The 21,034-nt window shown below is 65.9% G+C and carries 18 protein-coding genes; 14 read left to right on the top strand and 4 right to left on the bottom strand.

Features of this window, described 5'->3' with window-relative positions; translation table 11 throughout:
- The first annotated feature begins 156 nt into the window (after nt 1–156).
- From purD to K675_RS0111995, 3 genes are all read left to right on the top strand, one after another.
- On the top strand, nt 157–1,452 hold the full coding sequence (purD, locus tag K675_RS0112005; protein WP_017903766.1) for a phosphoribosylamine--glycine ligase: 1,296 nt from the start codon (nt 157–159) through the stop codon (nt 1,450–1,452).
- Nucleotides 1,453–1,552: 100 nt separating this feature from the next.
- Complete coding sequence (locus tag K675_RS0112000) at nt 1,553–4,333, top strand: hybrid sensor histidine kinase/response regulator (protein ID WP_017903765.1); 2,781 nt, start codon at nt 1,553–1,555, stop codon at nt 4,331–4,333.
- A gap of 61 nt (nt 4,334–4,394) precedes the next feature.
- Nucleotides 4,395–4,991, top strand: a complete 597-nt coding sequence (locus tag K675_RS0111995) for a MarC family protein (protein WP_017903764.1) — start codon at nt 4,395–4,397, stop codon at nt 4,989–4,991.
- A 5-nt stretch (nt 4,992–4,996) separates the two neighbouring features.
- Here the strand turns inward: K675_RS0111995 and cobJ are convergent, their stop codons facing one another.
- The 4 genes from cobJ to cobG are packed head-to-tail and all read right to left on the bottom strand — an operon-like array spanning nt 4,997 to nt 9,411.
- On the bottom strand, nt 4,997–6,697 hold the full coding sequence (gene cobJ / locus K675_RS0111990) for a precorrin-3B C(17)-methyltransferase (protein WP_017903763.1): 1,701 nt from the start codon (nt 6,695–6,697) through the stop codon (nt 4,997–4,999).
- Nucleotides 6,694–7,428 carry a precorrin-2 C(20)-methyltransferase gene (locus tag K675_RS0111985; RefSeq protein WP_198291638.1) on the bottom strand — a complete coding sequence of 245 codons (735 nt, stop codon included), beginning with the start codon at nt 7,426–7,428 and terminating at the stop codon, nt 6,694–6,696. The genes cobJ and K675_RS0111985 overlap by 4 nt, the downstream gene beginning before the upstream one ends.
- Nucleotides 7,425–8,051 carry a precorrin-8X methylmutase gene (locus K675_RS0111980; protein WP_017903761.1) on the bottom strand — a complete coding sequence of 209 codons (627 nt, stop codon included), beginning with the start codon at nt 8,049–8,051 and terminating at the stop codon, nt 7,425–7,427. Before K675_RS0111980 ends, K675_RS0111985 begins: the two co-directional genes overlap by 4 nt.
- Nucleotides 8,044–9,411 (bottom strand): precorrin-3B synthase, encoded by a 1,368-nt coding sequence (gene cobG, locus K675_RS0111975; protein ID WP_017903760.1) that lies wholly within the window; start codon nt 9,409–9,411, stop codon nt 8,044–8,046. The genes K675_RS0111980 and cobG overlap by 8 nt, the downstream gene beginning before the upstream one ends.
- Nucleotides 9,412–9,547: 136 nt before the next feature.
- On the opposite strand from cobG, the gene K675_RS0111970 reads away from it, so the two are divergent.
- The 11 genes from K675_RS0111970 (at nt 9,548) to K675_RS0111920 (ending at nt 20,926) form a co-directional block, all read left to right on the top strand.
- Entirely contained in the window at nt 9,548–10,750 is a 1,203-nt protein-coding gene (locus K675_RS0111970; protein WP_017903759.1) for a bifunctional cobalt-precorrin-7 (C(5))-methyltransferase/cobalt-precorrin-6B (C(15))-methyltransferase, read from the top strand.
- 33 nt (nt 10,751–10,783) lie between these two features.
- Nucleotides 10,784–11,881, top strand: coding sequence for a cobalt-precorrin-5B (C(1))-methyltransferase (locus K675_RS0111965; RefSeq protein WP_017903758.1), 1,098 nt, complete (start codon nt 10,784–10,786; stop codon nt 11,879–11,881).
- 8 nt (nt 11,882–11,889) lie between these two features.
- A complete protein-coding gene (locus K675_RS0111960; protein WP_026145123.1) occupies nt 11,890–12,615 on the top strand; it encodes a cobalt-precorrin-6A reductase in 726 nt (241 codons plus the stop codon).
- A gap of 54 nt (nt 12,616–12,669) precedes the next feature.
- The gene (locus tag K675_RS0111955; protein WP_017903756.1) at nt 12,670–13,005 is read left to right on the top strand and encodes a type II toxin-antitoxin system RelE/ParE family toxin; all 336 of its coding nucleotides are present in this window, start codon (nt 12,670–12,672) and stop codon (nt 13,003–13,005) included.
- Between the two features lie 5 nt (nt 13,006–13,010).
- Complete coding sequence (locus tag K675_RS0111950; protein ID WP_017903755.1) at nt 13,011–13,334, top strand: DNA-binding protein; 324 nt, start codon at nt 13,011–13,013, stop codon at nt 13,332–13,334.
- Between the two features lie 162 nt (nt 13,335–13,496).
- On the top strand, nt 13,497–13,901 hold the full coding sequence (locus K675_RS0111945; RefSeq protein ID WP_017903754.1) for a DUF2946 domain-containing protein: 405 nt from the start codon (nt 13,497–13,499) through the stop codon (nt 13,899–13,901).
- A 48-nt stretch (nt 13,902–13,949) separates the two neighbouring features.
- Nucleotides 13,950–14,432, top strand: coding sequence for a copper chaperone PCu(A)C (locus K675_RS0111940; protein ID WP_017903753.1), 483 nt, complete (start codon nt 13,950–13,952; stop codon nt 14,430–14,432).
- A gap of 21 nt (nt 14,433–14,453) precedes the next feature.
- Nucleotides 14,454–14,921, top strand: coding sequence for a DUF2946 domain-containing protein (locus K675_RS32250; protein ID WP_080635335.1), 468 nt, complete (start codon nt 14,454–14,456; stop codon nt 14,919–14,921).
- A gap of 47 nt (nt 14,922–14,968) precedes the next feature.
- Nucleotides 14,969–17,098, top strand: a complete 2,130-nt coding sequence (locus tag K675_RS0111930) for a TonB-dependent copper receptor (protein WP_017903751.1) — start codon at nt 14,969–14,971, stop codon at nt 17,096–17,098.
- Between the two features lie 173 nt (nt 17,099–17,271).
- Nucleotides 17,272–18,654, top strand: coding sequence for a PepSY-associated TM helix domain-containing protein (locus tag K675_RS0111925; RefSeq protein ID WP_017903750.1), 1,383 nt, complete (start codon nt 17,272–17,274; stop codon nt 18,652–18,654).
- 151 nt (nt 18,655–18,805) lie between these two features.
- Nucleotides 18,806–20,926, top strand: a complete 2,121-nt coding sequence (locus K675_RS0111920; RefSeq protein WP_017903749.1) for a TonB-dependent receptor — start codon at nt 18,806–18,808, stop codon at nt 20,924–20,926.
- Nucleotides 20,927–21,034 lie beyond the last annotated feature (108 nt).

Below are 21,034 nucleotides of genomic sequence, written 5' to 3'. Positions count from 1 at the left end.
GCTGCGTTGGAGCGGCCCTCGCCGATGCTCATTGCCAGGAGGCAACTGCGCTCAGCGAGGACCGCTCCGCCTTGCATCTACCAGCTTCATTGCGACCTCCTAGGGCGTGAAGCGCCATAGGTTTCAACAGAATTCCGCGTCATCGAGGTTTTTGAAATGAATGTCCTGATCATTGGCAGTGGCGGTCGTGAACACGCCCTGGCCTGGAAAGTCGCCCAGGATCCGCGCGTCGAAAAAGTCTTCGTCGCCCCGGGCAACGCCGGCACCGCCATCGAGGCCAAGTGCGAAAACGTCGCCATCGACGTCCTGGCCCTGGAGCAGTTGGCGGACTTCGCCGAGAAGAACGTCTCCCTGACCATCGTCGGCCCGGAAGTGCCACTGGTCGCCGGCGTGGTCGACCTGTTCCGCTCCCGAGGCCTGGACTGCTTCGGCCCGACCGCCGGCGCCGCCCAGCTGGAAGGCTCCAAGGCCTTCACCAAGGACTTCCTGGCCCGCCACAAGATCCCGACCGCCGACTACCAGAACTTCACCGAGATCGAGCCGGCCCTGGCCTATCTGCGTGAAAAAGGCGCCCCGATCGTGATCAAGGCCGACGGCCTGGCCGCCGGCAAGGGCGTGATCGTCGCCATGACCCTGGCCGAAGCCGAAGACGCCGTGCGCGACATGCTCGCCGGCAACGCCTTCGGTGACGCCGGTTCCCGCGTGGTGATCGAGGAATTCCTCGACGGCGAGGAAGCCAGCTTCATCGTCATGGTCGACGGCAAGAACGTCCTGCCGATGGCCACCAGCCAGGACCACAAGCGCGTCGGCGACGGCGACAGCGGTCCGAACACCGGCGGCATGGGCGCCTACTCGCCCGCTCCGGTGGTCACCGCCGAAGTCCACCAGCGCGTGATGGACCAGGTGATCTGGCCGACCGTGCGCGGCATGGCCGAGGAAGGCAACGTCTACACCGGTTTCCTGTACGCCGGGTTGATGATCGACAAGGCCGGCAATCCCAAGGTCATCGAGTTCAACTGCCGTTTCGGCGACCCGGAAACCCAGCCGGTGATGCTGCGCCTGCAATCGAGCCTGGTCCTGCTGGTCGAGGCCGCCCTCGCCCAGGCCCTGGACAAGGTCGAGGCACAATGGGATCCACGGCCAAGCCTGGGCATCGTCCTGGCCGCCGGCGGTTACCCGGGCGACTATGCCAAGGGCGCGCCGATCAGCGGCCTGGATGCAGCAGCCACCCTGGAAGGCAAGGTGTTCCACGCCGGTACCGCCCTCAAGGACGGCCAGATCGTCACTTCCGGCGGTCGTGTGCTCTGCGCCACGGCGCTGGGCGAAAGCGTTGGCGCCGCCCAGCAGCAGGCTTACCAGCTCGCAGCTAAAATCAACTGGGAAGGCTGCTTCTACCGAAGCGACATTGGCTACCGTGCAATTGCACGCGAACGCGCAGACAGCCAGGAATAAGCTATTCGTTCGGATAGGCAGGGGCGTCAAGCCCTTGCCGTCTTATTCCCGCCCCGCGCATAGTTATGACTCAGGCATCAACCTACGAAGGGATTTCGCCGTGCGCTGGCTCAGGATCGCCATAAGTTTCACCGTCAGCCTGCTGACCCTGCTTTGCCTCGCAACGCCCGCACAGGCCTCGCAAGGCAGTGGCTGGGCGGTATTGCTCGATGATCAGGCCGATCTGCAACTGAGCGACATCCGCTCTTCGCGCTACATCAACCAATTCAGTCCCATCGACCTCGATCGCCTCACCGCGGCCCCCTCCGACGGGGCACTGTGGCTGCGCTTTCGCCTGCAACCGGGCAAACACGAACAGATCCTGCGGATATTCGCACCGGACCTGGCCCGACTGGACCTGTACACCTTCGACGGCGACACGCTGATCGACCAGGTACGCAGCGGCAACGAGCTGTCCAGGGTCGAACGACCATTGCCCAGCCGCGACTTCATGCTGCCTCTGGTGCAAAGCCCCAAGCCCCTGGATATCTACCTGAGGCTGGTTTCCAAGCACGAACTGCGCCCGCACATCACCCTTGAGTCCGCCGTGATGAGCGCCGCCGACCGTGGCCAGAGCCTGCTCTACGGGCTGCTGTTCGGCTGCCTGTCGATGCTGATCCTGCACAACCTGACCCGCTTTGCCTATACCCGTTCGCGCAGCAGCCTGTGGCTGGCCTCCTGCGAATTCCTGCTGCTGCTCAGCGCGCTGTTCCTGCTGAACGTGATCGGCCCGTGGTTCCCCGGCTGGCAAGGCGCGCAGACCGCCGGAGCCTACCTGGCACTGCTGCTGACCGCCCCTTGCGGGCTGATGTTCACCTACAGCTTCTTCTCGCCCCTGGGCCCGCACCCGCTGAACAAGCTGCTGCTGGGCGACATCCTGGTGATCTGCCTGGGCGGGCTGTTGCTGCTGTTCGTCGACACCCTGCCGCTGAACGTGATGACCTACGGTCTGGTCGGACTGGCCAGCCTGAGCATCCTGCTGGTTTCCACCTATCACTGGCAGAAGGGCTATCGGCCGGCGCGGCTGTTCGTGGTCGCCATGGTCATCTTCAACATCGGCACCCTGGTCATTCTCCCCGCCTTGCTGGGCCTGACCCTGGTGGCCCCGGAGGGCCTGATCGTCGCTCTGCTGATCTTCATTTCCGTCAGCGGGCTGCTGATGAGCATCGCCCTGGGCGAGCGCCGCCGCAGCATCACCGAGGACCAGTTCAGCCTCAGCCGCGACCTGGCGGCCAGCAATGCCGAAATCGCCGCCAAGGCCGAGTTCCTGGCGAAGATCAGCCACGAGATCCGCACTCCGATGAACGGCGTGCTGGGGATGACCGAACTGCTGCTGGGCACGCCACTGTCGGTCAAGCAACGTGACTACGTGCAGACCATCCACAGCGCCGGCAATGAACTGCTGACCCTGATCAACGAGATCCTCGACATCTCCAAGCTGGAATCCGGGCAGATCGAACTCGACGACGTACAATTCGATCTCAACGCCCTGATCGAAGACTGCCTGAGCATCTTCCGCGCCAAGGCCGAACAGCAGAATGTCGAGCTGATCAGCTTCATCCAGCCCCAGGTGCCGCGGGTGATCAGCGGCGATCCGACGCGCCTGCGCCAGACCCTGCTGAGCCTGCTGGAAAACGCGATGAAGAAGACCGACGAAGGGGAAATCCTCATCGTCGTCGCCCTCGACGAACGCAGTGGCCAGCCGCGCCTGCGCATTGCCGTCCAGGACAGCGGGGTGCCCATGGACGAGGAGGAACGCGACGCCCTCCTGCATGCCGAACTGCAGAGCAAGAACTTCCTCGCCGCAACCCGCCTGGGTGGCCACCTGGGCCTGGTGATCGCCCGCCAGCTGGTGCTGCTGATGCGTGGCGAATTCGGCATCAAGACCGGCGCCAACCAGGGCAGCACCCTGTGGCTGACACTGCCGCTGGACCCGCAACACCTCGAGCACCCGACCTCCGACCTCGACGGCCCGCTCAAGGGCGCCCGGGTACTGGTGGTCGACGACAACGACACCTGCCGCAAGGTCCTGGTCCAGCAATGCAGCGCCTGGGGCCTGAACGTCAGCGCCGTGCCTTCCGGCAAGGAAGCCCTGGCCCTGCTGCGCACCAAGGCCCACCTGCGCGACTATTTCGACGTGGTCCTGCTGGACCAGAACATGCCCGGCATGACCGGCATGCAACTGGCGGCGAAGATCAAGGAAGACCCGAGCCTCAATCACGACATCCTGCTGGTGATGCTCACCGGCATCAGCAACGCGCCGAGCAAGATCATCGCGCGCAATGCCGGCATCAAGCGCATCCTGGCCAAGCCGGTGGCCGGCTACACGCTCAAGACTACCCTGGCGGACGAACTGACCCAGCGCGGCAAGGGCCAGGTCGTGTCCGCACCGTCGAGCGCGGCCGCCACGCCCGCGGTCACGGTGCCCAGCGACTTCCGCATCCTGGTGGCCGAGGACAACAGCATCTCCACCAAGGTGATCCGTGGCATGCTCGGCAAGCTCAACCTGCAGCCAGATACCGCCAGCAATGGCGAGGAAGCGCTGCGGGCGATGAAAGCCCAGCGTTACGACCTGGTGTTGATGGATTGCGAAATGCCGGTGCTCGACGGGTTCTCCGCCACCCAACAGTTGCGTGCGTGGGAGGTCGGCAACCAGCGGGTCCGCACACCGGTGGTGGCGCTGACCGCGCATATCCTCAGCGAACACAAGGAACGGGCGCGCCAGGCCGGTATGGACGGCCACATGGCCAAGCCCGTGGAGCTTTCGCAACTGCGTGAACTGGTCGAGCACTGGGTCGCGCGCCGCGACAGCCAGCAGGTACAGGAACAGAGCACCTCCTGAGCCGACAGACGGCCTGGCGCCTGATAGACTGCCCGGGCCCTCCCCTGTTCGAGCTCAGACCATGCTCCACGTGTTGTTCAGCGTTTACCTGAAGATGCTGGTGCTCTACAGCCCGTTCTTCGTCCTGTCCTGCTTCATCGGCCTGACCCGCGGCTACTCCAGCAAGGAGCGCCGCCGCCTGGCCTGGAAGGTCGCCCTCGCCACCCTGGTCTCCAGCGTGCTGTTGTATCTGTTCGGGCGGGTGATCTTCAGCGTCTTCGGTATCACCGTGGATGCCTTCCGCATCGGCGCGGGGAGCGTGCTGTTCATCTCGGCGCTGGGCATGGCCCAGGGCAAGTCGGCGGTGCAGAGCGACAATGTGCAGCAGGACGTGACCATCGTGCCGCTGACCATCCCGCTGACGGTCGGCCCCGGCACCATCGGTGCCCTGCTGGTGATGGGCGTGAGCCAGCCGCACTGGGACGACAAGCTCACCGCCATCGTCAGCATCGCCCTGGCCAGCTTCACCGTCGGCGTGGTGCTGTACCTGTCGAACCGGATCGAACGACTGCTAGGTGATCAGGGACTGCAGATCGTCAGCCGCCTGATGGGGCTGTTCGTCTGCGCCCTGGCGGCGCAGATCATCTTCACCGGGGTACGCGGCTACCTGGTGCCCTGAGGCCCTCAGGAGCCGGGTTTCTCGCCGTACCAGCGAGGCGTGTAGACCCACTCGCCGCCCTCGGCGCGGGGGAACACGCAGGTGGTGGACGAACCGACGATGACCAGGGTGCGCATGTCCACCTGGTCCGGGGTCAGCTTGCCCAGGGTGGTTACCCGCAGCGTCTGCCCGGGTCGACCGATGTCGCGCCCCAGCACCACCGGGGTTTCGGGCGTGCGATGCCGGGCCACGATCTCCAGTGCCCGCCCCAGTTGCCAGGGACGTGAACGGGAAATCGGATTGTAGAACGCCAGCGCCAGATCGGCCTCGGCGGCGAGGTCGAGGCGTTTCTCGATGATCGTCCAGGGCTTGAGGTTGTCCGACAGGGACATCACGCAGAAGTCGTGCCCCAGCGGCGCCCCGGCCTGGGCCGCGGTGGCCAGCGAGGCGGAAACGCCGGGCAGGATCTCCAGCTCGACACCCTGCCAGGCGGGATCGTCGGACTCGTGCAGGGCTTCCAGCACCGCCGCCGCCATGGCGAATACGCCCGGATCGCCGGACGATACCACCACCACCGAACGCCCCGTGGCCGCCAGCTCGAAGGCGTGCCGGGCACGCTGCATTTCCTCGCGGTTGTCGGTGCAGTGCAGCACCTGCTCGGCCCGAAACGGCCCGGCCATGCGCACGTAGGTCTCGTAACCGAGTACATCGTTGGCCCGATCCAGCTCGGCCCTGACCGCCGGCACCATCAGTTCGGCGGCACCGGGGCCGAGGCCGATGACCGCCAGGCGTCCGCGTGGGCGACCGATCTGCAGCGGGTCCAACGGCTGCGCGGCAACGGCCAGCGCCAATTCCGCGCCAATGTGCAGCGATGCTGAGGGCACGGCCTGCCGCGCCAGCGCTTCCAAGCCGGCGCCGGCTGCGCCGAAACGCAGCGGCACGCCCAACTGCCCGGCGGCCTCGTGCAGGGCCGCACTGGCCATCTGCGTGTCCGCTGCCAGCAGACAGGCCAGGGACGGCTGGGCAATCCCCGCCGCCCGCAGCGCCGCCCGCACGTGCTCGGCCAGCTCCGGCACATCCGCCGAAACCGCTGCCAGCACGCAACGCGGGTAGATCAGCAACTCGTCCATCGCCGGCCTGCGCTCGGCGCTGCCCACATGAATCGACAGCCTGGCGTTCTGCTCCTCGGGCAAGCGTGCCTCGGCCAGCCAGGGCGCGTCACCCTCGATGCGCACGCTCTCGCCCGCCAGCAGATCCGAGACGAAACGCTTGCCCCGCTCCAGGTCGGCCAGGGCGTAGCCGCTCGGCGGATTGAGCAGGCAGGTGCCGAAACGCAGTTCGCCACTGGTGGTAATCGCGGCCGCCACCCCCAGGCCATCGGCCATTTCCCGGGCCATGACATTCACCCCACCCAGCCCGCCGAGCAGCGGCACCACCGCGCTGCCGTCCTCGGCCACCGCGAGTACCGGCGGCTCGGCGCCCTTCTCCAGCAGCACCGGCGCCAGGCTGCGAATGACGATTCCGGCCGCGCACAGGGCGATGATCGGCGTGTCATGCTGGTAGAGTCGGCGCAAGGTCGCGCCGAACTCGCCGTAGCTGCGGTCCGCGCCCTCGACCCGCTCGACCAGGCCGTGGATCAGGGCATCCGGGTAGATCTGCTGAAGCCTGCGCGCGGTGGCCAGACTGCCATTGCCGAGGATGACAATGGCCGGAGCCGGGCGGCTCATCCCTGCCACCGTTCGCCGGGCACGATGATCAGCGAGAAATATGGCGAGGACATCGGGTCCACCTCATCGAGCGGGACGATTTTCTGGTTGGCCATGGTGGCCCGTTCCACATACAGGGCACGGCCGGCCAACCCCAATTCTTCCAGGACCAGGCGAACCTTGGGGAAGTTGCGCCCCAGTTTCATCACCACCGCCGCATCGGCATCGGCCAGCCGGCGCTTGAGATCTTCATGGGGCAGCACGCCGGACAGCACCGACAGACTCTGGTTGCGGTACACCAGCGGCACACCGAGGACCGAGGCGCCACCGAGCATCGAACAGACACCGGGGATCACCTGGGTCTCATAGCGTTCGGCCAGGCGGTCATGCAGGTACATGTAGGACCCGTAGAAGAACGGATCGCCCTCGCAGATCACCGCCACATCGCGGCCGGCGTTCAGGTGCGCGGCCACCTCCAGGCTGGCTTCGTCGTAGAAATCGCTGATCACCTGCTCATAGGACAGCGGCGCCGGCAGGGCCTCGGTGGTCACCGGGTAGACCAGCGGCAGCAGGGTCTGAGCCTGCTGCAGATGGCCCTCGATGATACCGAAGGCATTGCCCTTCTTGCCCTTGGCGACGAAGTACGCCACCACCGGCGACTCGCGCAACAGGCGCAGCGCCTTCACGGTGATCAGTTCCGGATCACCCGGCCCGACGCCGAGGCCGATCAGACGTCCAGCCTTGCTCATCATTCCACCTCCGTGGCGAGGGCATTGACGGCCGCGGCGGCCATGGCGCTGCCGCCGAGCCGACCCTGCATGATCACGAACGGCACGCCACGACTGTCGGCGGCCAGCATGGCCTTGGATTCGGCGGCGCCGACGAAACCTACCGGAAAACCGAGGATCAACGCCGGTTTCGGCGCACCGGCATCGAGCATTTCCAGCAGGTAGAACAGCGAGGTCGGCGCATTGCCGATCACCACCACGCTGCCCTCCAGGTGAGGCCGCCACAGTTCCAGGGCGACCGCCGAACGGGTATTGCCCAGTTCCTGCGCCAGGGCCGGCACCTGCTCGTCGCGCAAGGTGCAGATGACCTGATTGTCGGCCGGCAGGCGGGCACGGGTGATGCCCTCGGCAACCATCCGTGCATCACAGAGAATCGGCGCCCCGGCCGCCAGGGCCTCACGTCCGGCCTGGCCGGCGCCCGGCGAGAACTGCAGGCCATCGATGGCATCGACCATGCCGCAGGCATGGATCACCCGCACGGCCAGTTTCTCCAGGTCGGCGGGGATCCGCGCCAGGTTCGCTTCCGCGCGAATGATCGCGAAGGAGTTGCGATAGATCTCCTGACCATCGCGGATGTAATCAATCATCGGTACTGCTCCGTGAGCGGGCTTCGAGCAAGGCGCCCACCGCATCAATAGTGAGGTTGCGTGCGTGCAGCAGGCCGAAGCCGGGCTGGGCTGCATCGCGAAAATAGAGGTCGTAGTGGCCGGGGGCGACCGCCAGCAACGTGGTCGGCACGACATGGGCCGCGGCGCAGGAACGCTTGCAGCCGGACAGGTGCACTCCCTGGTGCCGCCCCGGCAGGAGCGTCGCCAGGCGGCGGGCATCGGCCTTGGTGTCGGCCAGGCCTTTGGCGCAGCCAGCGGAACCGGTGCAGGCGACGGTCCGTGCCAGTGGCTGGTCGGCATCGCAGAGCAGGCCGAGTTGCTGCAGCCGGGTAGTGACGAGGCCCGCCTGCTGCTGCCGGATACCAGGCAGCAGCAGGCTTTGCCAGGGCGTCAGGCGCAGGCTGCCGTCGCCGAACTGCCGCGCCAGTTCGGCGACGCCTTCGAGCATGGCCGCATCAAGACGGCCCAGTGGGAACACGGCGCCGACATACACAAGATCCGGCTGACGCTGTGGATAAGTCCCCACATGCAGCCACTCGGCGACCGACGGGCGCCGCCAATCGCCAACAGCCATCGGCTCGCTGCCGAGGCGTGCGGCCAGTTGCGCCAGAAACGCCTCGACCGGCACCTCGGCCAGCAGATGCCGCATGCGCGTCTGCTCGGGACGAGCCAGGTCGAGAAACAGCTCCAGTACCGCCATCACCAGGGCATGCCCATGCTCCAGCGGTACCGCCGCCAGGGGCGCGTCATGGGCCGGACAGCCGGCGAGGCCGAAGGCCAGGCAGGGTCGCTCCTCGATCAACAGGGCCGACAGCCACAGGTCATGGGGATGTTCGAGCATCGCCAGGGCCTCGCCACCGTCGAGCTGGATGGCGAACTTGGCCGACAGCTCATGCAAGCGTGGGCGTTCCTGCAGGCTGGCGAGAATCTGCGCCGCCAGTGGACGGGTATCGATCAGCATCCGCGAATCGATGCCGGCGCTGGGGCTGAGCATCAGGTTGCGCACATCATCGGCAGCGCTGACCCGTGACATCTCCGCCCCGGCCCCAGTGGATGCCTCTGCCCCTCTCGGCCCAAGCCCGGCCGCCAGCAGGCGGTCGATCAGCGCCTGATGCTGCGCCCCGATCCCGCGAATCTGCAGATTGGCCCGATTGGTCGCCTCGATCACCCCACCGGCATACCGCTCGGCCGCCTGGGCCACCGCCCGCGCCTGATCGGCACTGATCACCCCACCGGCCAGCTTGATCCGGCAGATACCGCCATCCAGCGCCGGGACGATACGCAGCAACCCCGGACAGGCCGAGGGGCGGACAGCGTTGGCAAGCGGGTGTTCGTTCAAGGGGCAACCGGCAGTCAGGGAAAGTGCTCGTTATCGTCGAAAGGCGTTTCGCCGTCGAAGGCGCGGTATTATGCCTGCTTTGTCCGACGGCATGAAAAGACTGCCGGTCGGAACAGTTGCGTTTCGAGGATTTTAGATGGCGCCCTGGCTGACAGTAGTGGGAATCGGTGAAGACGGCTACGCAGGCCTCGGCGATAACGCCCGGCAGGCCCTGCTGGGCGCGACGCGGGTATTCGGCGGGCAACGCCAGCTCGATCTGCTGCCGGCGAGCGTGGCGGCCGAGCGCCTGGCCTGGCCGCGCCCGTTCTCCATCGAGCCGGTGCTGGCCTTGCGCGGCACGCCGGTGTGCGTACTGGCCAGCGGCGACCCCATGCTGTTCGGCGTCGGCGCCAGCCTGTCGCGCCAGGTCGAGCCCCGGGAAATGCTTGTGCTGCCGGCCCCGTCCGCCTACTCGCTGGCCGCCGCCCGCCTGGGCTGGGCGCTGCAGGAGGTGGTGTGCCTGTCGGTGGTCGCTCGCCCGGTTGCGGCGCTCGCCGCGCAATTGCACAACGGTCTGCGCCTGCTGGTGCTGAGCAACGACGAGCACAGCCCCGAGGCCATTGCCAAGCTGCTGCGCGAACGGGGCTTCGGTCCCAGTCGGATCAGCGTACTGGAGCACCTCGGCGGTCCGCTTGAACGGCGGATCGATGGCTGCGCCCATGACTGGCAGGAACAATCGTTCGCCCGCCTCAATCTGGTCGCCATCGATTGTCTGGCCGATCCGGCCACCCCGCGCCTGTCGCGCATCGGTGGGCTGCCGGACTCGGCGTTCCGGCATGACGGCCAACTGACCAAGCGCGACGTACGCGCCATCACCCTGGCCCGCCTCGCGCCGGTCCCCGGCGAACTGCTCTGGGATGTCGGCGCCGGTAGCGGCTCCATCGGTATCGAGTGGATGCGCGCCCACCCTTCATGCCGGGCCATTGCCATCGAAGCGGACGCGGGCCGCCAGCAACTGATCGAACACAACCGCGATGCCCTCGGCGTTCCCGGCCTGCACCTGGTCCGCGGCGATGCCCCGCAGGCCCTGGATGGACTGGAGCCGCCGGACGCGATTTTCATCGGCGGCGGCGTGACCGTACCCGGCGTCCTGGACACCTGCTGGGCCCGCCTGAAGCCCGGCGGACGGCTGGTGGCCAATGCCGTGACCCTGCAAAGCGAACTGCTGCTGATGAACTGGCGACAGGCCCATGGCGGCGAACTGACCCGCATCCACGTCGCCCAGGCCCAGCCCCTCGGCGACTTCGACACCTGGCGCCAGGCCCTGCCGATCACCCTGCTCGATGTGGTGAAACCTTGAGCCCCGACCAGCCTGGAGTCAGAGCACGATCCCATGCGTGACGAAACCGCCGAACAACCCGCCCCTCTGCGCAGCGGCCTGACCACCGGCAGTTGCGCCACCGCCACCGCCCTGGCGGCGGCACGCCTGCTGCTGAGTGGTGTCAGCCACGATGCCGTGCAGATCATCCTGCCCAAGGGCAAGCAGGTCGAGATGCGCCTGGAATTCTGCCGACTGCACGAAGACGGCGCCGAAGCCGGCACCCTCAAGGATGCCGGCGACGACCCGGACGTCACTCATGGCGCCCTGCTCTATTCGCGGGTGCGGCTGACCGCCGAGCCGGGCGTGAGCTTCCATGCCGGCAGCGGCGTCGGCACCGTCACCCGTCCCGGCCTGGTGCTGGCCGTCGGCGAACCGGCGATCAACCCGGTACCGCGCAAGATGATCACCGACCACCTGCTGCAACTCGCCGCCGAACACGCCTACAGTGGCGGCTTCTCGGTGACGGTCAACGTCGAGGGCGGTGAAGCCCTGGCCCTGAAAACCATGAACCCGCGCCTGGGCATCCTCGGCGGCCTGTCGATTCTCGGTACCAGCGGCATCGTTCGGCCGTTTTCCTGTTCGGCCTACATCGCCTCGATTCACCAGGGCATCGACGTTGCCAGGACCAACGGCTACCTGCACATCGCCGCCTGCACCGGCAACGCCAGCGAAGACACCATGCGCCGCGTGTACGACCTGCCGGAGATCGCCCTGATCGAAATGGGCGACTTCGTCGGTGCCGTGCTCAAGCACCTGCGCAAAGTACCTGTGGACAAGTTGAGCCTGTGTGGCGGCTTCGGCAAGATCAGCAAGCTGGCGGCGGGGCATATGGACCTGCACAGTCGGCATTCGAGCATCGACCTGCCGCAGTTGGCCGAATGGGCAGCGGCCGTGGGCGCCGACGAAGTCCTGCAACAAGCCATTCGCCAGGCCAACACCAGCCAGCAGGCACTGGCGATGGCCAGCGCCGCCGGTGTTGCCCTGGGCGATGCGGTCTGCCAGCACGCCCTGGACTTCGCGCGCAGCGTGGTTCCGCCTCGGGTGCAGGTGGAAGTGTTCGCCATCGACCGCCAGGGCGGCATCGTCGGCCATGCCGGAGTCTTTCAATGAGCGCACCCATCAAACGCCTGCTGTTGCTGGGCGGCGTCACCGAAGCCCTGGCGCTGGCCCGCACGCTGGAGCCACAGCATGTCTACAGCCTCGCCGGTGTCGGCCGGGTCCCCACCGACCTGCGCTGCCAGGTGCGGGTCGGCGGCTACGGCGGAGCCGAGGGCCTGGCGCAGTTCATCCGCGAGCAAGGCATCGACCTGCTGCTCGATGCCACCCACCCCTACGCCGCGCAGATCAGCCGCAACGCGGCGGCTGCCGCACAAGCCAGCGGCATCCCCTGCTGGGCCCTGCGCCGCCCGGCCTGGGTCGCCGAACCCGGCGACGACTGGCGGGAAGTGGCGGACTGGGCCGAACTGGTCAAGGCCCTCGAGCCGTTCCGCCGACCGCTGTTCACCCTCGGCCGCGAGCCCCTGCAACACCTGGAGGAAATCCCCCCAGGGCAGTTCTGGACCCTGCGCGCCCTCGATCCGTATCCCGGCAACGAGCGCTGCGAAGTCATCGGCGCCCGCGGCCCCTTCCACCTGGAAGACGAGCGGGCCCTGTTCGAACGCCGTGCCATCGACGTGCTGATCAGCAAGAACAGCGGCAGCGGCGCCACCGAACCCAAGCTGCAGGTATCCCGAGAGCGCTCGATCCCCGTCCTGATCCTCAGGCGCCCGCCCCTGCCGGCCGTGGACCGGGAGTTCCAGACGCTTGAGGAAACACTTGCCGCCTTGGCGGAAGCCCTCCAATAGATCACGCTCCCTGCTTGCCAATATAGTAACTTATTTGTTACCTTTAGAGCAGGGATGATCAACCTCGAAGAATATGTGCGGGACAACCACTGCAATCCGTTCGAACGCTGGTTCGCTTCACTGGATGTGCAAGCGGCCGCCAAGGTTTCCACCGCCCTGCTTCGGCTGGAGATGGGTAACACCTCGAACAGCAAGTGGCTGGACGGACTCGGGGAGTACCGTATCGACTGGGGGCCGGGCTACAGGATCTACCTCATACGCGAGGGCACACGCTTGATCATCCTGTTTGGCGGAGGTAACAAGTCGACCCAGAAAAGGGATATCCAGCAGGCCAGGCAGTTGGTGGCAGAGTACAAACGCCGCAAACGCACAGAATCGCAAACGAGGTAGACCCCATGGCGCTGAGCCGCAGTTTCAAGCAAACCATCGCCGACAGGGCGCAACGCGATCCAGCCTTCGCCGAGGCACTGCTCGATGAAGCCGCCAGCCTGTTTCTCAATGGCGAGCCGGAAATGGCCCGGGTCATACTGCGCGACCTGGTCAACGCCACCGTCGGCTTCGAAGGACTCGCACGGGAAACCGACAAGCCCAGCAAAAGCCTGCATCGGATGCTGTCAGCCAACGGCAACCCGAGCATGGACAACCTGGCCGCCATCTTCGCCGTCATACGCACCGCACTGGGCGTCAATATCGAAGTACACAGCGTTCCCCTCAACTGATCGACGTCCTCGCCACGCCATGCCTGCTACGCTTGACAAAGACACCTGGGGTGAACGACCTGCAAGCCATTGCGACCTTACACCGCAGCCCGTGCTTTTACTTATGCAGGACGTTCAGGCTAAATAACCCACCGGTTTGAAACATCCGACGGAAACCCTTCCATGTCCCGACAACGGCTCGCCGCAGCTCACTGGATCGCCTGCCTCGCAGTGCTGTTCAACCTGCTTGCCATGCCGATTTCCGGGAGCATGGCGCCGGCGGCGGATCGCTCCGTCTCCGAACAACTGCTCTGGGGCAGTTTCTGCTCGGCCAGCGGCACCAAGCTGGTCGCCACCGTCATCGGCAAGCTGGAGCAGAAAGCGCCCCAGGGCGATGACCACTCCAACATGCAGCATTGCTGGTGCTGCTCCGGCTCGGCGCCACTCGTGGCCTTGCCCGGCCATGTGCCACAACTCGCACTCGCGCCGACCGAAAGTAACCCGCTCCCCGCCGCCCTCCCGGTCGACTCTCCGACACCTCGCCAGCAATGGCCCTCACTCAATCCCCGAGCCTCTCCAGCGGTCTGACTCACATTCGCCCCCCCTATGCGTTTTGAATCGTTATGGAGAACTCCCATGCTCAAGAATGCCCTGCTTCTGGCCGCGTTGCTGCTGCCCGTCGGTTTTGCCCATGCCCACGAATTCACCGTCGGCGAGTTACGGATCGACCACCCCTGGTCCCAGGAACTGCCCCCCAATGCCCCCACCGTGGCGGCCTATTTCACCCTGCAAAACCGGGGAGCGACGGCTGACCGCCTGACCGGCGTCGACAGCCCCATCGCCGGCAAGGCCGAACTGCACGAGCATGTGATGCAGGCGAACCTGATGAAGATGCAACAGGTGCCGGACGTCACCGTTCCGCCCCAGGGTGAAGTGAAGTTCGCGCCCATGGCCTACCATGTGATGCTGCTCGACCTGCGCGACCGCAGCCTGCTGCGCGACGGCCAGCACTTCCCGCTGACCCTGCACTTCGAGAAGGCCGGCACGGTTACCGTCGACGTCTCGGTACAGAAGCAACCGCCCGCCGCCACGGACAAGATGCACATGCACGCCCAGTAAGCCTCGGCTCCGTTGCACCCCATGCGCGCTCGCCGCAGCAGATCCAGCCACTCCCGCACTCAGGTACGCGGCAGTTGGCTGAGCCTGTTCGCCATGCTGATGATCTTTATCGGTCCGCTGATATCCCAGGCGATGCCGATGGATCGGCACGCCATGTCGATGGCGATGAACATGGCAATGCCCATGGACATGCCCGGTCACCATGGCGCACGGCTCGGGCAAGACGCCAGCGAGCACCACGGTAATAGCGCCGAACACCATGCACTCTGGGAAAAATGCGGCTACTGCAGTCTGCTGTTCAGTTGCCCGGCACTGCCGCTGTCCCCCAGCTTAGCCGCCCTCGACGGTCCTCGGCCAACCCCCACGGTCGACTCCCGAACCCGCCTGGGCCATGCCCGCCAGAGCATCTTCCCCGGCGCCCGCACCCGCGCGCCACCAGCCGTCCATCAGGCAACGACATATCTCTCACCCGGCTTGACCGCCCTGTAGCCAGAGCGCGGTGGCCGTGTTGTATTCGCTTGAATGATGGAACCCCTATGTCCATTGCAAAGACTCGCCTGCGCGCTGCGCGGGCGGAAAACCCTTTCGCCCCGTACGCGCTGCGCCTGAGCCTGCGCCAGGCTACCACGCTGATGTGCGGGGCTCTGCTGGTGCCCACGGCTTTCGCCGCCGATGACACCGACAACCACGAACAGCACGCCCGGGAAATCAGCCCGACCGTGATCACCGCCGTCGCTCCCAGTTCACCGCTGACGGTCATCACCAACCCCAAGGACCCACGCCAGCCGGTACCGGCCAGCGATGGCGGCGACTACCTCAAGACCATCCCCGGCTTCGCCCTGGTACGCAATGGCGGCACCAACGGCGACCCGGTGCTGCGCGGGATGTTCGGTTCGCGCCTGAACATTCTCACCAATGGCAGCATGATGCTCGGCGCCTGCCCCGGCCGGATGGACGCGCCGACGTCCTACATCGCGCCGGAAACCTACGACAAGCTGACCGTGATCAAGGGCCCGCAAACCGTGCTCTGGGGCCCTGGCGCCTCCGCCGGAACGATCCTCTTCGACCGCGAGCCGGAACACTTCGGCGAGCTTGGCAGCCGGATCAACGCCAGCCTCCTGGCCGGCTCCAACGGTCGCTTCGACAAGCTGGTGGATGCCGCCGCAGGTGGCCCGCTCGGCTACATCCGGGTGATCGGCAACCAGGCCCACGCCGACGACTACAGGGACGGCCACAACGACACCGTGGCCTCGCGCTACGACAAGTGGAACGGCGATGTCGCCCTCGGCTGGACCCCGGACGCCGACACCCTGCTGGAGCTCACCGCCGGCAAGGGCGACGGCGAGGCCCGCTACGCCGGGCGCGGCATGGATGGCGCGCAGTTCAAGCGTGAAAGCCTCGGCCTGCGCTTCGAGAAATCGAATATCGGCGAGGTACTCGACAAGCTCGAGGCCCAGGTCTACTACAACTACGCCGACCATGTGATGGACAACTACACGCTGCGCCAGCCGTCCGGCACCGGGATGATGGCCGGCCCCATGGCCTCCAACGTCGACCGCCGGACCCTCGGCGCGCGGATCAAGGCCACCTGGCACTGGGCCGACTGGCAACTGATCGGCGGCCTCGATGCCCAGACCAATGAACACCGCCAGCGCAGCAGCATGGGCATCGACACCTACAAGGACTTGCCACGGGTCAAGGACGCCGACTTCCACAACTACGGCGTGTTCGGCGAGCTGACCTGGTACGCCGCCGAACGTGATCGCCTGATCACCGGCGCACGGCTGGACCGCGCCTCGGCCCGGGACTCGCGCCAGAGCCTCGGCTCCGGCATGACTGCCAGGGCCAACCCGACCGCCAACGACACCCGTGCCGACACTCTGCCCAGCGGTTTCGCCCGTTACGAGCACGACCTGGCCGAGACACCGGCCACGCTCTATGCCGGCCTCGGCCATGCCGAGCGCTTCCCGGACTATTGGGAGCTGTTCTCGCCGAACAGCGGCCCGGCCGGTTCTCTCAACGCCTTCGATGCGATCAAGCCAGAGAAGACCACGCAACTGGACTTCGGCGTGCAGTACAAGACCGCCGACCTGGAAGCCTGGGCCTCGGGTTATGTCGGCCAGGTGCGCGACTTCATCCTGTTCGACTACCAGCCGGGGATGATGGGCATGACCTCCCAGGCCCGGAACGTCGACGCACGGATCATGGGCGGCGAACTGGGTGCGGCCTACGCCTTGACCTCGAACTGGAAAGCCGACGCGAGCCTGGCCTATGCCTGGGGCAAGAACAGCAGCGACGGCAAGGCCCTGCCGCAGATCCCGCCGCTCGACAGCCGCTTCGGCCTGACCTACAGCGAGGATGACTGGAGTGCCGGCGCCTTGTGGCGGGTGGTCGCGGCGCAGAACCGTATCGACCAGAACAAGGGCAACGTGGTCGGCAAGGACTTCTCGAAGAGTGCCGGGTTCGGCGTGTTCTCCCTCAACGGCGCGTACCGGATCAACCAGCACCTGAAGCTCAGCACCGGCGTCGACAACCTGTTCAACAAGGCCTATGCCGAGCACCTGAACCTGGCGGGCAACGCCGGCTTCGGCTACCCGGCCAATGACCCGCGGGCGATCAGCGAACCGGGACGGACCTTCTGGACCAAGGTGGACATGGCCTTCTAAAGAACATCACCGACTCCCCCCCTGTGGGCGCCGGCTTGCTGGCGATCCGCCGAAGGCGGCCATCAATAGACCGGTGGCGCTCATGCGGCAGCCATCGCCAGCAAGCCGGCTCCCACGGAAGAGGGATTGCGCATACCCGACATTCGAACCATCAAACCTTGCGGAGCGCTCCCATGAGCCAACCGAAAATCTCGTTCTACAACCTCGCCTGGCGCTGGCATTTCTACGCCGGGCTGTTCGTCGCCCCATTCATGATCCTGCTGGCCCTGACCGGGATCATCTACCTGTTCAAGCCGCAGCTCGATCCGCTGATGTACGGCGACCTGCTCAAGGTCGAACCCGGCCATCACCTGATCAGCGCCGACGAGCAGATGCAGCGGGTTCAGGCCACTTATCCACAGGCACGCATCAAGCAGTACCTGCCACCGCCCGCCGCCGGACGCAGCGCACAGTTCGTGGTGATCCAGAGCGGCCGTGAACTCAACGTGTTCATCGACCCCTACCGCGGCAACGTGCTCGGCGAGCAGGACGCCAAGCTCAACCTGCAGGCCGTTGCCCGCGCCCTGCACGGCGAGCTGATGATCGGCACCGTCGGCGACCGCCTGGTGGAACTGGCCGCCGGCTGGGGCGTGATGCTGGTGGTGTCCGGGGTCTACCTCTGGTGGCCCCGCGGTCGCTCCCCGGGCGGCGTGCTCTGGCCGCGCCTGGGCGCCCGAGGGCGGTTGCTGTGGCGCGACCTGCACGCGGTCAGCGGCTTCTGGGGCTCGATCCTGCTGCTGTTGATGCTGCTCAGCGGCATGACCTGGACCGGTTTCTGGGGCAAGCAATACGCCGAGGTGTGGAACCAGTTTCCCGATCCGATGTGGAACAACATGCCCCAGTCCGACGTCGAGGCCCGCAGCCTGAACACCGCCGCGCGCCAGACCGTGCCCTGGGCCATGGAGAACACACCGATGCCGATGTCCGGCGACCATGCCGAGCACATGCACCACGGCGGCGCCTCGGCCGGCCCGGCGGCACCGGGCGTGAAACTGCAGCAGGTGGTCGACATCGCCACGGCGCGCCAGGTCGAACCCGGCTACAGCATCACCCTGCCGACCACCGCCGAAGGAGTCTTCACCATCGCCGTGTTCGCCGACGACCCGCGCAACGATGCCACCCTGCATGTCGACCAGTACACCGGCACGGTCCTGGCCGACGTGCGCTGGCAGCAGTACGGCAATGTCGCCCGGGCCACCGAGATGGGTGTGATGCTGCACGAGGGCAAGCTGTTCGGCCCGATCAACCAGCTCGTGATCCTGCTGATCTGCCTGATGATCCTGCTCGGCTCGGTCAGCGGCCTGGTCATGTGGTGGAAGCGCCGTCCGCAGGGCAGCCTGGGCGTGCCGCCACTGCGTCACGACCTGCCACGGTGGAAAAGCGCGATGCTGGTCATGCTGGTGCTGGCGATTCTATTCCCGCTGGTGGGGGCATCGCTGATCGTGGTCTGGCTGCTCGACAAGCTGCTGCTGTCGCGCCTGGGTCGTCAACATGAACCGGCCTCACCTTCAGCCTGAAGAACCCGAGATGCGCCAGGTAGAGGGATCTATAGACTTTGGAAGGTATCCGCTTGCAGTCAATATTGTTATATTATAACAATATCGCAAGATGCCCGACCCGCGGTCACACGCCGCGGGCCCCTTCGAAGAACAGCGACTCACTGCCCCGATGAACAAGTACCTCGTGTCCGGCCTCTGCCTGCTGGCGTTCAATCACGCCCAGGCGGACGCCACGCTGACCCTGCCCACCGGCACCATCACCGCGCCCGCCGTCGACACCGACGACGTCGACCTGAACACGCCGACCAGCGCCGGTTCACGCCTGGGCCTGAGCGCCCTGGAAACCCCCGCCAGCACCGAAAGCCTGACCGGCACGCGCATTCGCGAACGGGGCGACACCAGCGTACAGGACGCAGTCTCGCGCAGCACCGGCATCAGTCGCACCGGTACCCCGGGCGACGGCGGCACTTCGCTGCAGGCTCGCGGTTTCACCGGCCAGAGCTCGGTGATGCAGTTGTACGACGGTAACCGGATGTACACCGGCATGGGCACCGTGACCTTCCCGGTGGACACCTGGTCGGTCGAGCGCGTGGATGTGCTGCGCGGCCCGGCCTCGGTGCTGTATGGCGAGGGTGCCACCGGCGCGGTGATCAACACCGTTCCGAAAAAGCCGTTCACCGGCGAGATCGAAAACCACCTGCGCCTCGGCTACGGCTCCCAAGACAGCCAGCAACAGGCCTTCGACAGCGGCGGCTCGCTGAGCGACAGCCTGAGCTACCGGATCAACCTCAACCGCCTGCGCAGCAACGGCTGGGTGGATCGCGGCGACTCCGCCAGCGACTTCGTCAGCGCTGCCCTGCGCTGGCAGGCCAATGACAACCTGGTGTTCACCCTCGCCCACGACTATGGCGACCAGCAGCCGATGAACTATTTCGGTGTGCCGCTGATCAACGGCCACTACCGGAGCCATCTGCGCGAGAAGAACTACAACGTTGGCAACAACACCCAGCACTACAACGACCAGTGGACACGCCTGACCACCGAATGGCAGATTTCCGACAATGTCAGCTCGAACAACGAGCTGTATTACCTCAAGGCCCGGCGCCGCTGGCAGAACGCCGAGAACTATAGCTTCGACACTGCCAGCCAGCAGTTGCTTCGCAGCGGTTTCCTCGGCATCGGCCACAACCAGGAGCAGGTCGGCGACCGCCAGAACTTCACCTTCAAGCACAACCTGTTCGGGCTCGACAGCCAGACGGTGACCGGGGTCGACGTCAACCGCATCCGCTTCAAGCTCGCCAACAACTCGCCGTACGAGGATCTGCTGCCGGCCGGCCAGCCGATCGATATCGAGCACCCGACACCGGGCGCATTCGACAGCGCCAGTCTCTATCGCGACCAGTTCAAGAGCACCACGCGCCAGTTCTCGGTCTTCGCCGAAAACCGTACCCAACTGAACGAGCAGTGGTCGCTGGTGACTGGCGTGCGCCGGGATTTCGTGCACATCGATCGCGACAACCTGGTCGACGGTAGCGACAGCGACAAGAGCCTGGTCGGCAGCAACTGGAAGGTCGGTCTGGTGTATGCCATGACCCCGGACACTTCGCTGTACGGCCAATACGCCACCAGCACCGACGGGGTCGGCGGCCTGATCTCGCTGAGCCCGAGCCAGCAGCAATACGACCTGTCCACCGCGAAGCAGACCGAAGTCGGTCTCAAGCAGATGTTCTGGGACCAGCGCGGCGAATGGACCCTGGCGGCCTATCACATCGTCAAGAAGAAGCTGCTGACGGACGACCCGAGCAATACCCAGAACAAACTGCAGGTCGGCCAGCAATCGTCCGACGGCCTGGAGGCCAGCCTCGACCTGAAACTGGCCCACGACTGGCAGTTGCAGGCCAACGCCGCCATCGTTCGGGCACAGTACGATGACTTCCAGCAGAAGGTCGACGGCGTCTACGTGTCCCGCGACGGCAACCGCCCGGTGGATGTGCCCCGGCGTACCGCCAACCTGTGGTTGAGCAAGGCAATTACGGAGGGTGTGAAGGCCGGTGCCGGCGTGCGCTACGTCGACGCCCGTTATGCCGACCTGGCCAACAGTGCCGAGTTGCCGAGCTACACCGTGGTCGATGCGAATCTCTCGTGGAAAGCCATGCGCAACACCACGTTGGGCCTGCAATTGAACAACCTGTTCGACCGCCAGTATGCACAAAGCCAATACAATGATGGTCAACAATGGATCCTGGGGCAGCCGCGCTCGTTCTTCGTGACGGCGGACTACACCTTTTGACCGTGACACGGTGGAGCTCTTGGGCAGGGGCCTTGGCGTTCCTGGGCTGAACTGGGAGTCTGTAGAGTTCTTGAGCTGAACTGGGACTCTGTGGAGCTCTTGAGCTGA

It is taken from the genome of Pseudomonas fuscovaginae SE-1 (genome assembly GCF_000364705.1).
GTDB classification, from domain to species: domain Bacteria; phylum Pseudomonadota; class Gammaproteobacteria; order Pseudomonadales; family Pseudomonadaceae; genus Aquipseudomonas; species Aquipseudomonas fuscovaginae_A.
Note: the sequence above shows the minus strand (reverse complement) of the source record. Positions and strands in the feature narration are given on the sequence as shown.

Excerpts from the sequence above, each read along its gene's own strand:
- purD (WP_017903766.1), top strand. The coding sequence starts at position 157 with ATGAATGTCCTGATCATTGGCAGTGGCGGTCGTGAACACGCCCTGGCC.
- K675_RS0111995 (WP_017903764.1), top strand. The coding sequence starts at position 4,395 with ATGCTCCACGTGTTGTTCAGCGTTTACCTGAAGATGCTGGTGCTCTAC.
- cobJ (WP_017903763.1), bottom strand. The coding sequence starts at position 6,697 with ATGAGCCGCCCGGCTCCGGCCATTGTCATCCTCGGCAATGGCAGTCTG.
- K675_RS0111985 (WP_198291638.1), bottom strand. The coding sequence starts at position 7,428 with ATGATGAGCAAGGCTGGACGTCTGATCGGCCTCGGCGTCGGGCCGGGT.
- K675_RS0111980 (WP_017903761.1), bottom strand. The coding sequence starts at position 8,051 with ATGATTGATTACATCCGCGATGGTCAGGAGATCTATCGCAACTCCTTC.
- K675_RS0111970 (WP_017903759.1), top strand. The coding sequence starts at position 9,548 with ATGGCGCCCTGGCTGACAGTAGTGGGAATCGGTGAAGACGGCTACGCA.
- K675_RS0111965 (WP_017903758.1), top strand. The coding sequence starts at position 10,784 with ATGCGTGACGAAACCGCCGAACAACCCGCCCCTCTGCGCAGCGGCCTG.
- K675_RS0111955 (WP_017903756.1), top strand. The coding sequence starts at position 12,670 with ATGATCAACCTCGAAGAATATGTGCGGGACAACCACTGCAATCCGTTC.
- K675_RS0111950 (WP_017903755.1), top strand. The coding sequence starts at position 13,011 with ATGGCGCTGAGCCGCAGTTTCAAGCAAACCATCGCCGACAGGGCGCAA.
- K675_RS0111945 (WP_017903754.1), top strand. The coding sequence starts at position 13,497 with ATGTCCCGACAACGGCTCGCCGCAGCTCACTGGATCGCCTGCCTCGCA.
- K675_RS0111940 (WP_017903753.1), top strand. The coding sequence starts at position 13,950 with ATGCTCAAGAATGCCCTGCTTCTGGCCGCGTTGCTGCTGCCCGTCGGT.
- K675_RS32250 (WP_080635335.1), top strand. The coding sequence starts at position 14,454 with ATGCGCGCTCGCCGCAGCAGATCCAGCCACTCCCGCACTCAGGTACGC.
- K675_RS0111930 (WP_017903751.1), top strand. The coding sequence starts at position 14,969 with ATGTCCATTGCAAAGACTCGCCTGCGCGCTGCGCGGGCGGAAAACCCT.
- K675_RS0111925 (WP_017903750.1), top strand. The coding sequence starts at position 17,272 with ATGAGCCAACCGAAAATCTCGTTCTACAACCTCGCCTGGCGCTGGCAT.
- K675_RS0111920 (WP_017903749.1), top strand. The coding sequence starts at position 18,806 with ATGAACAAGTACCTCGTGTCCGGCCTCTGCCTGCTGGCGTTCAATCAC.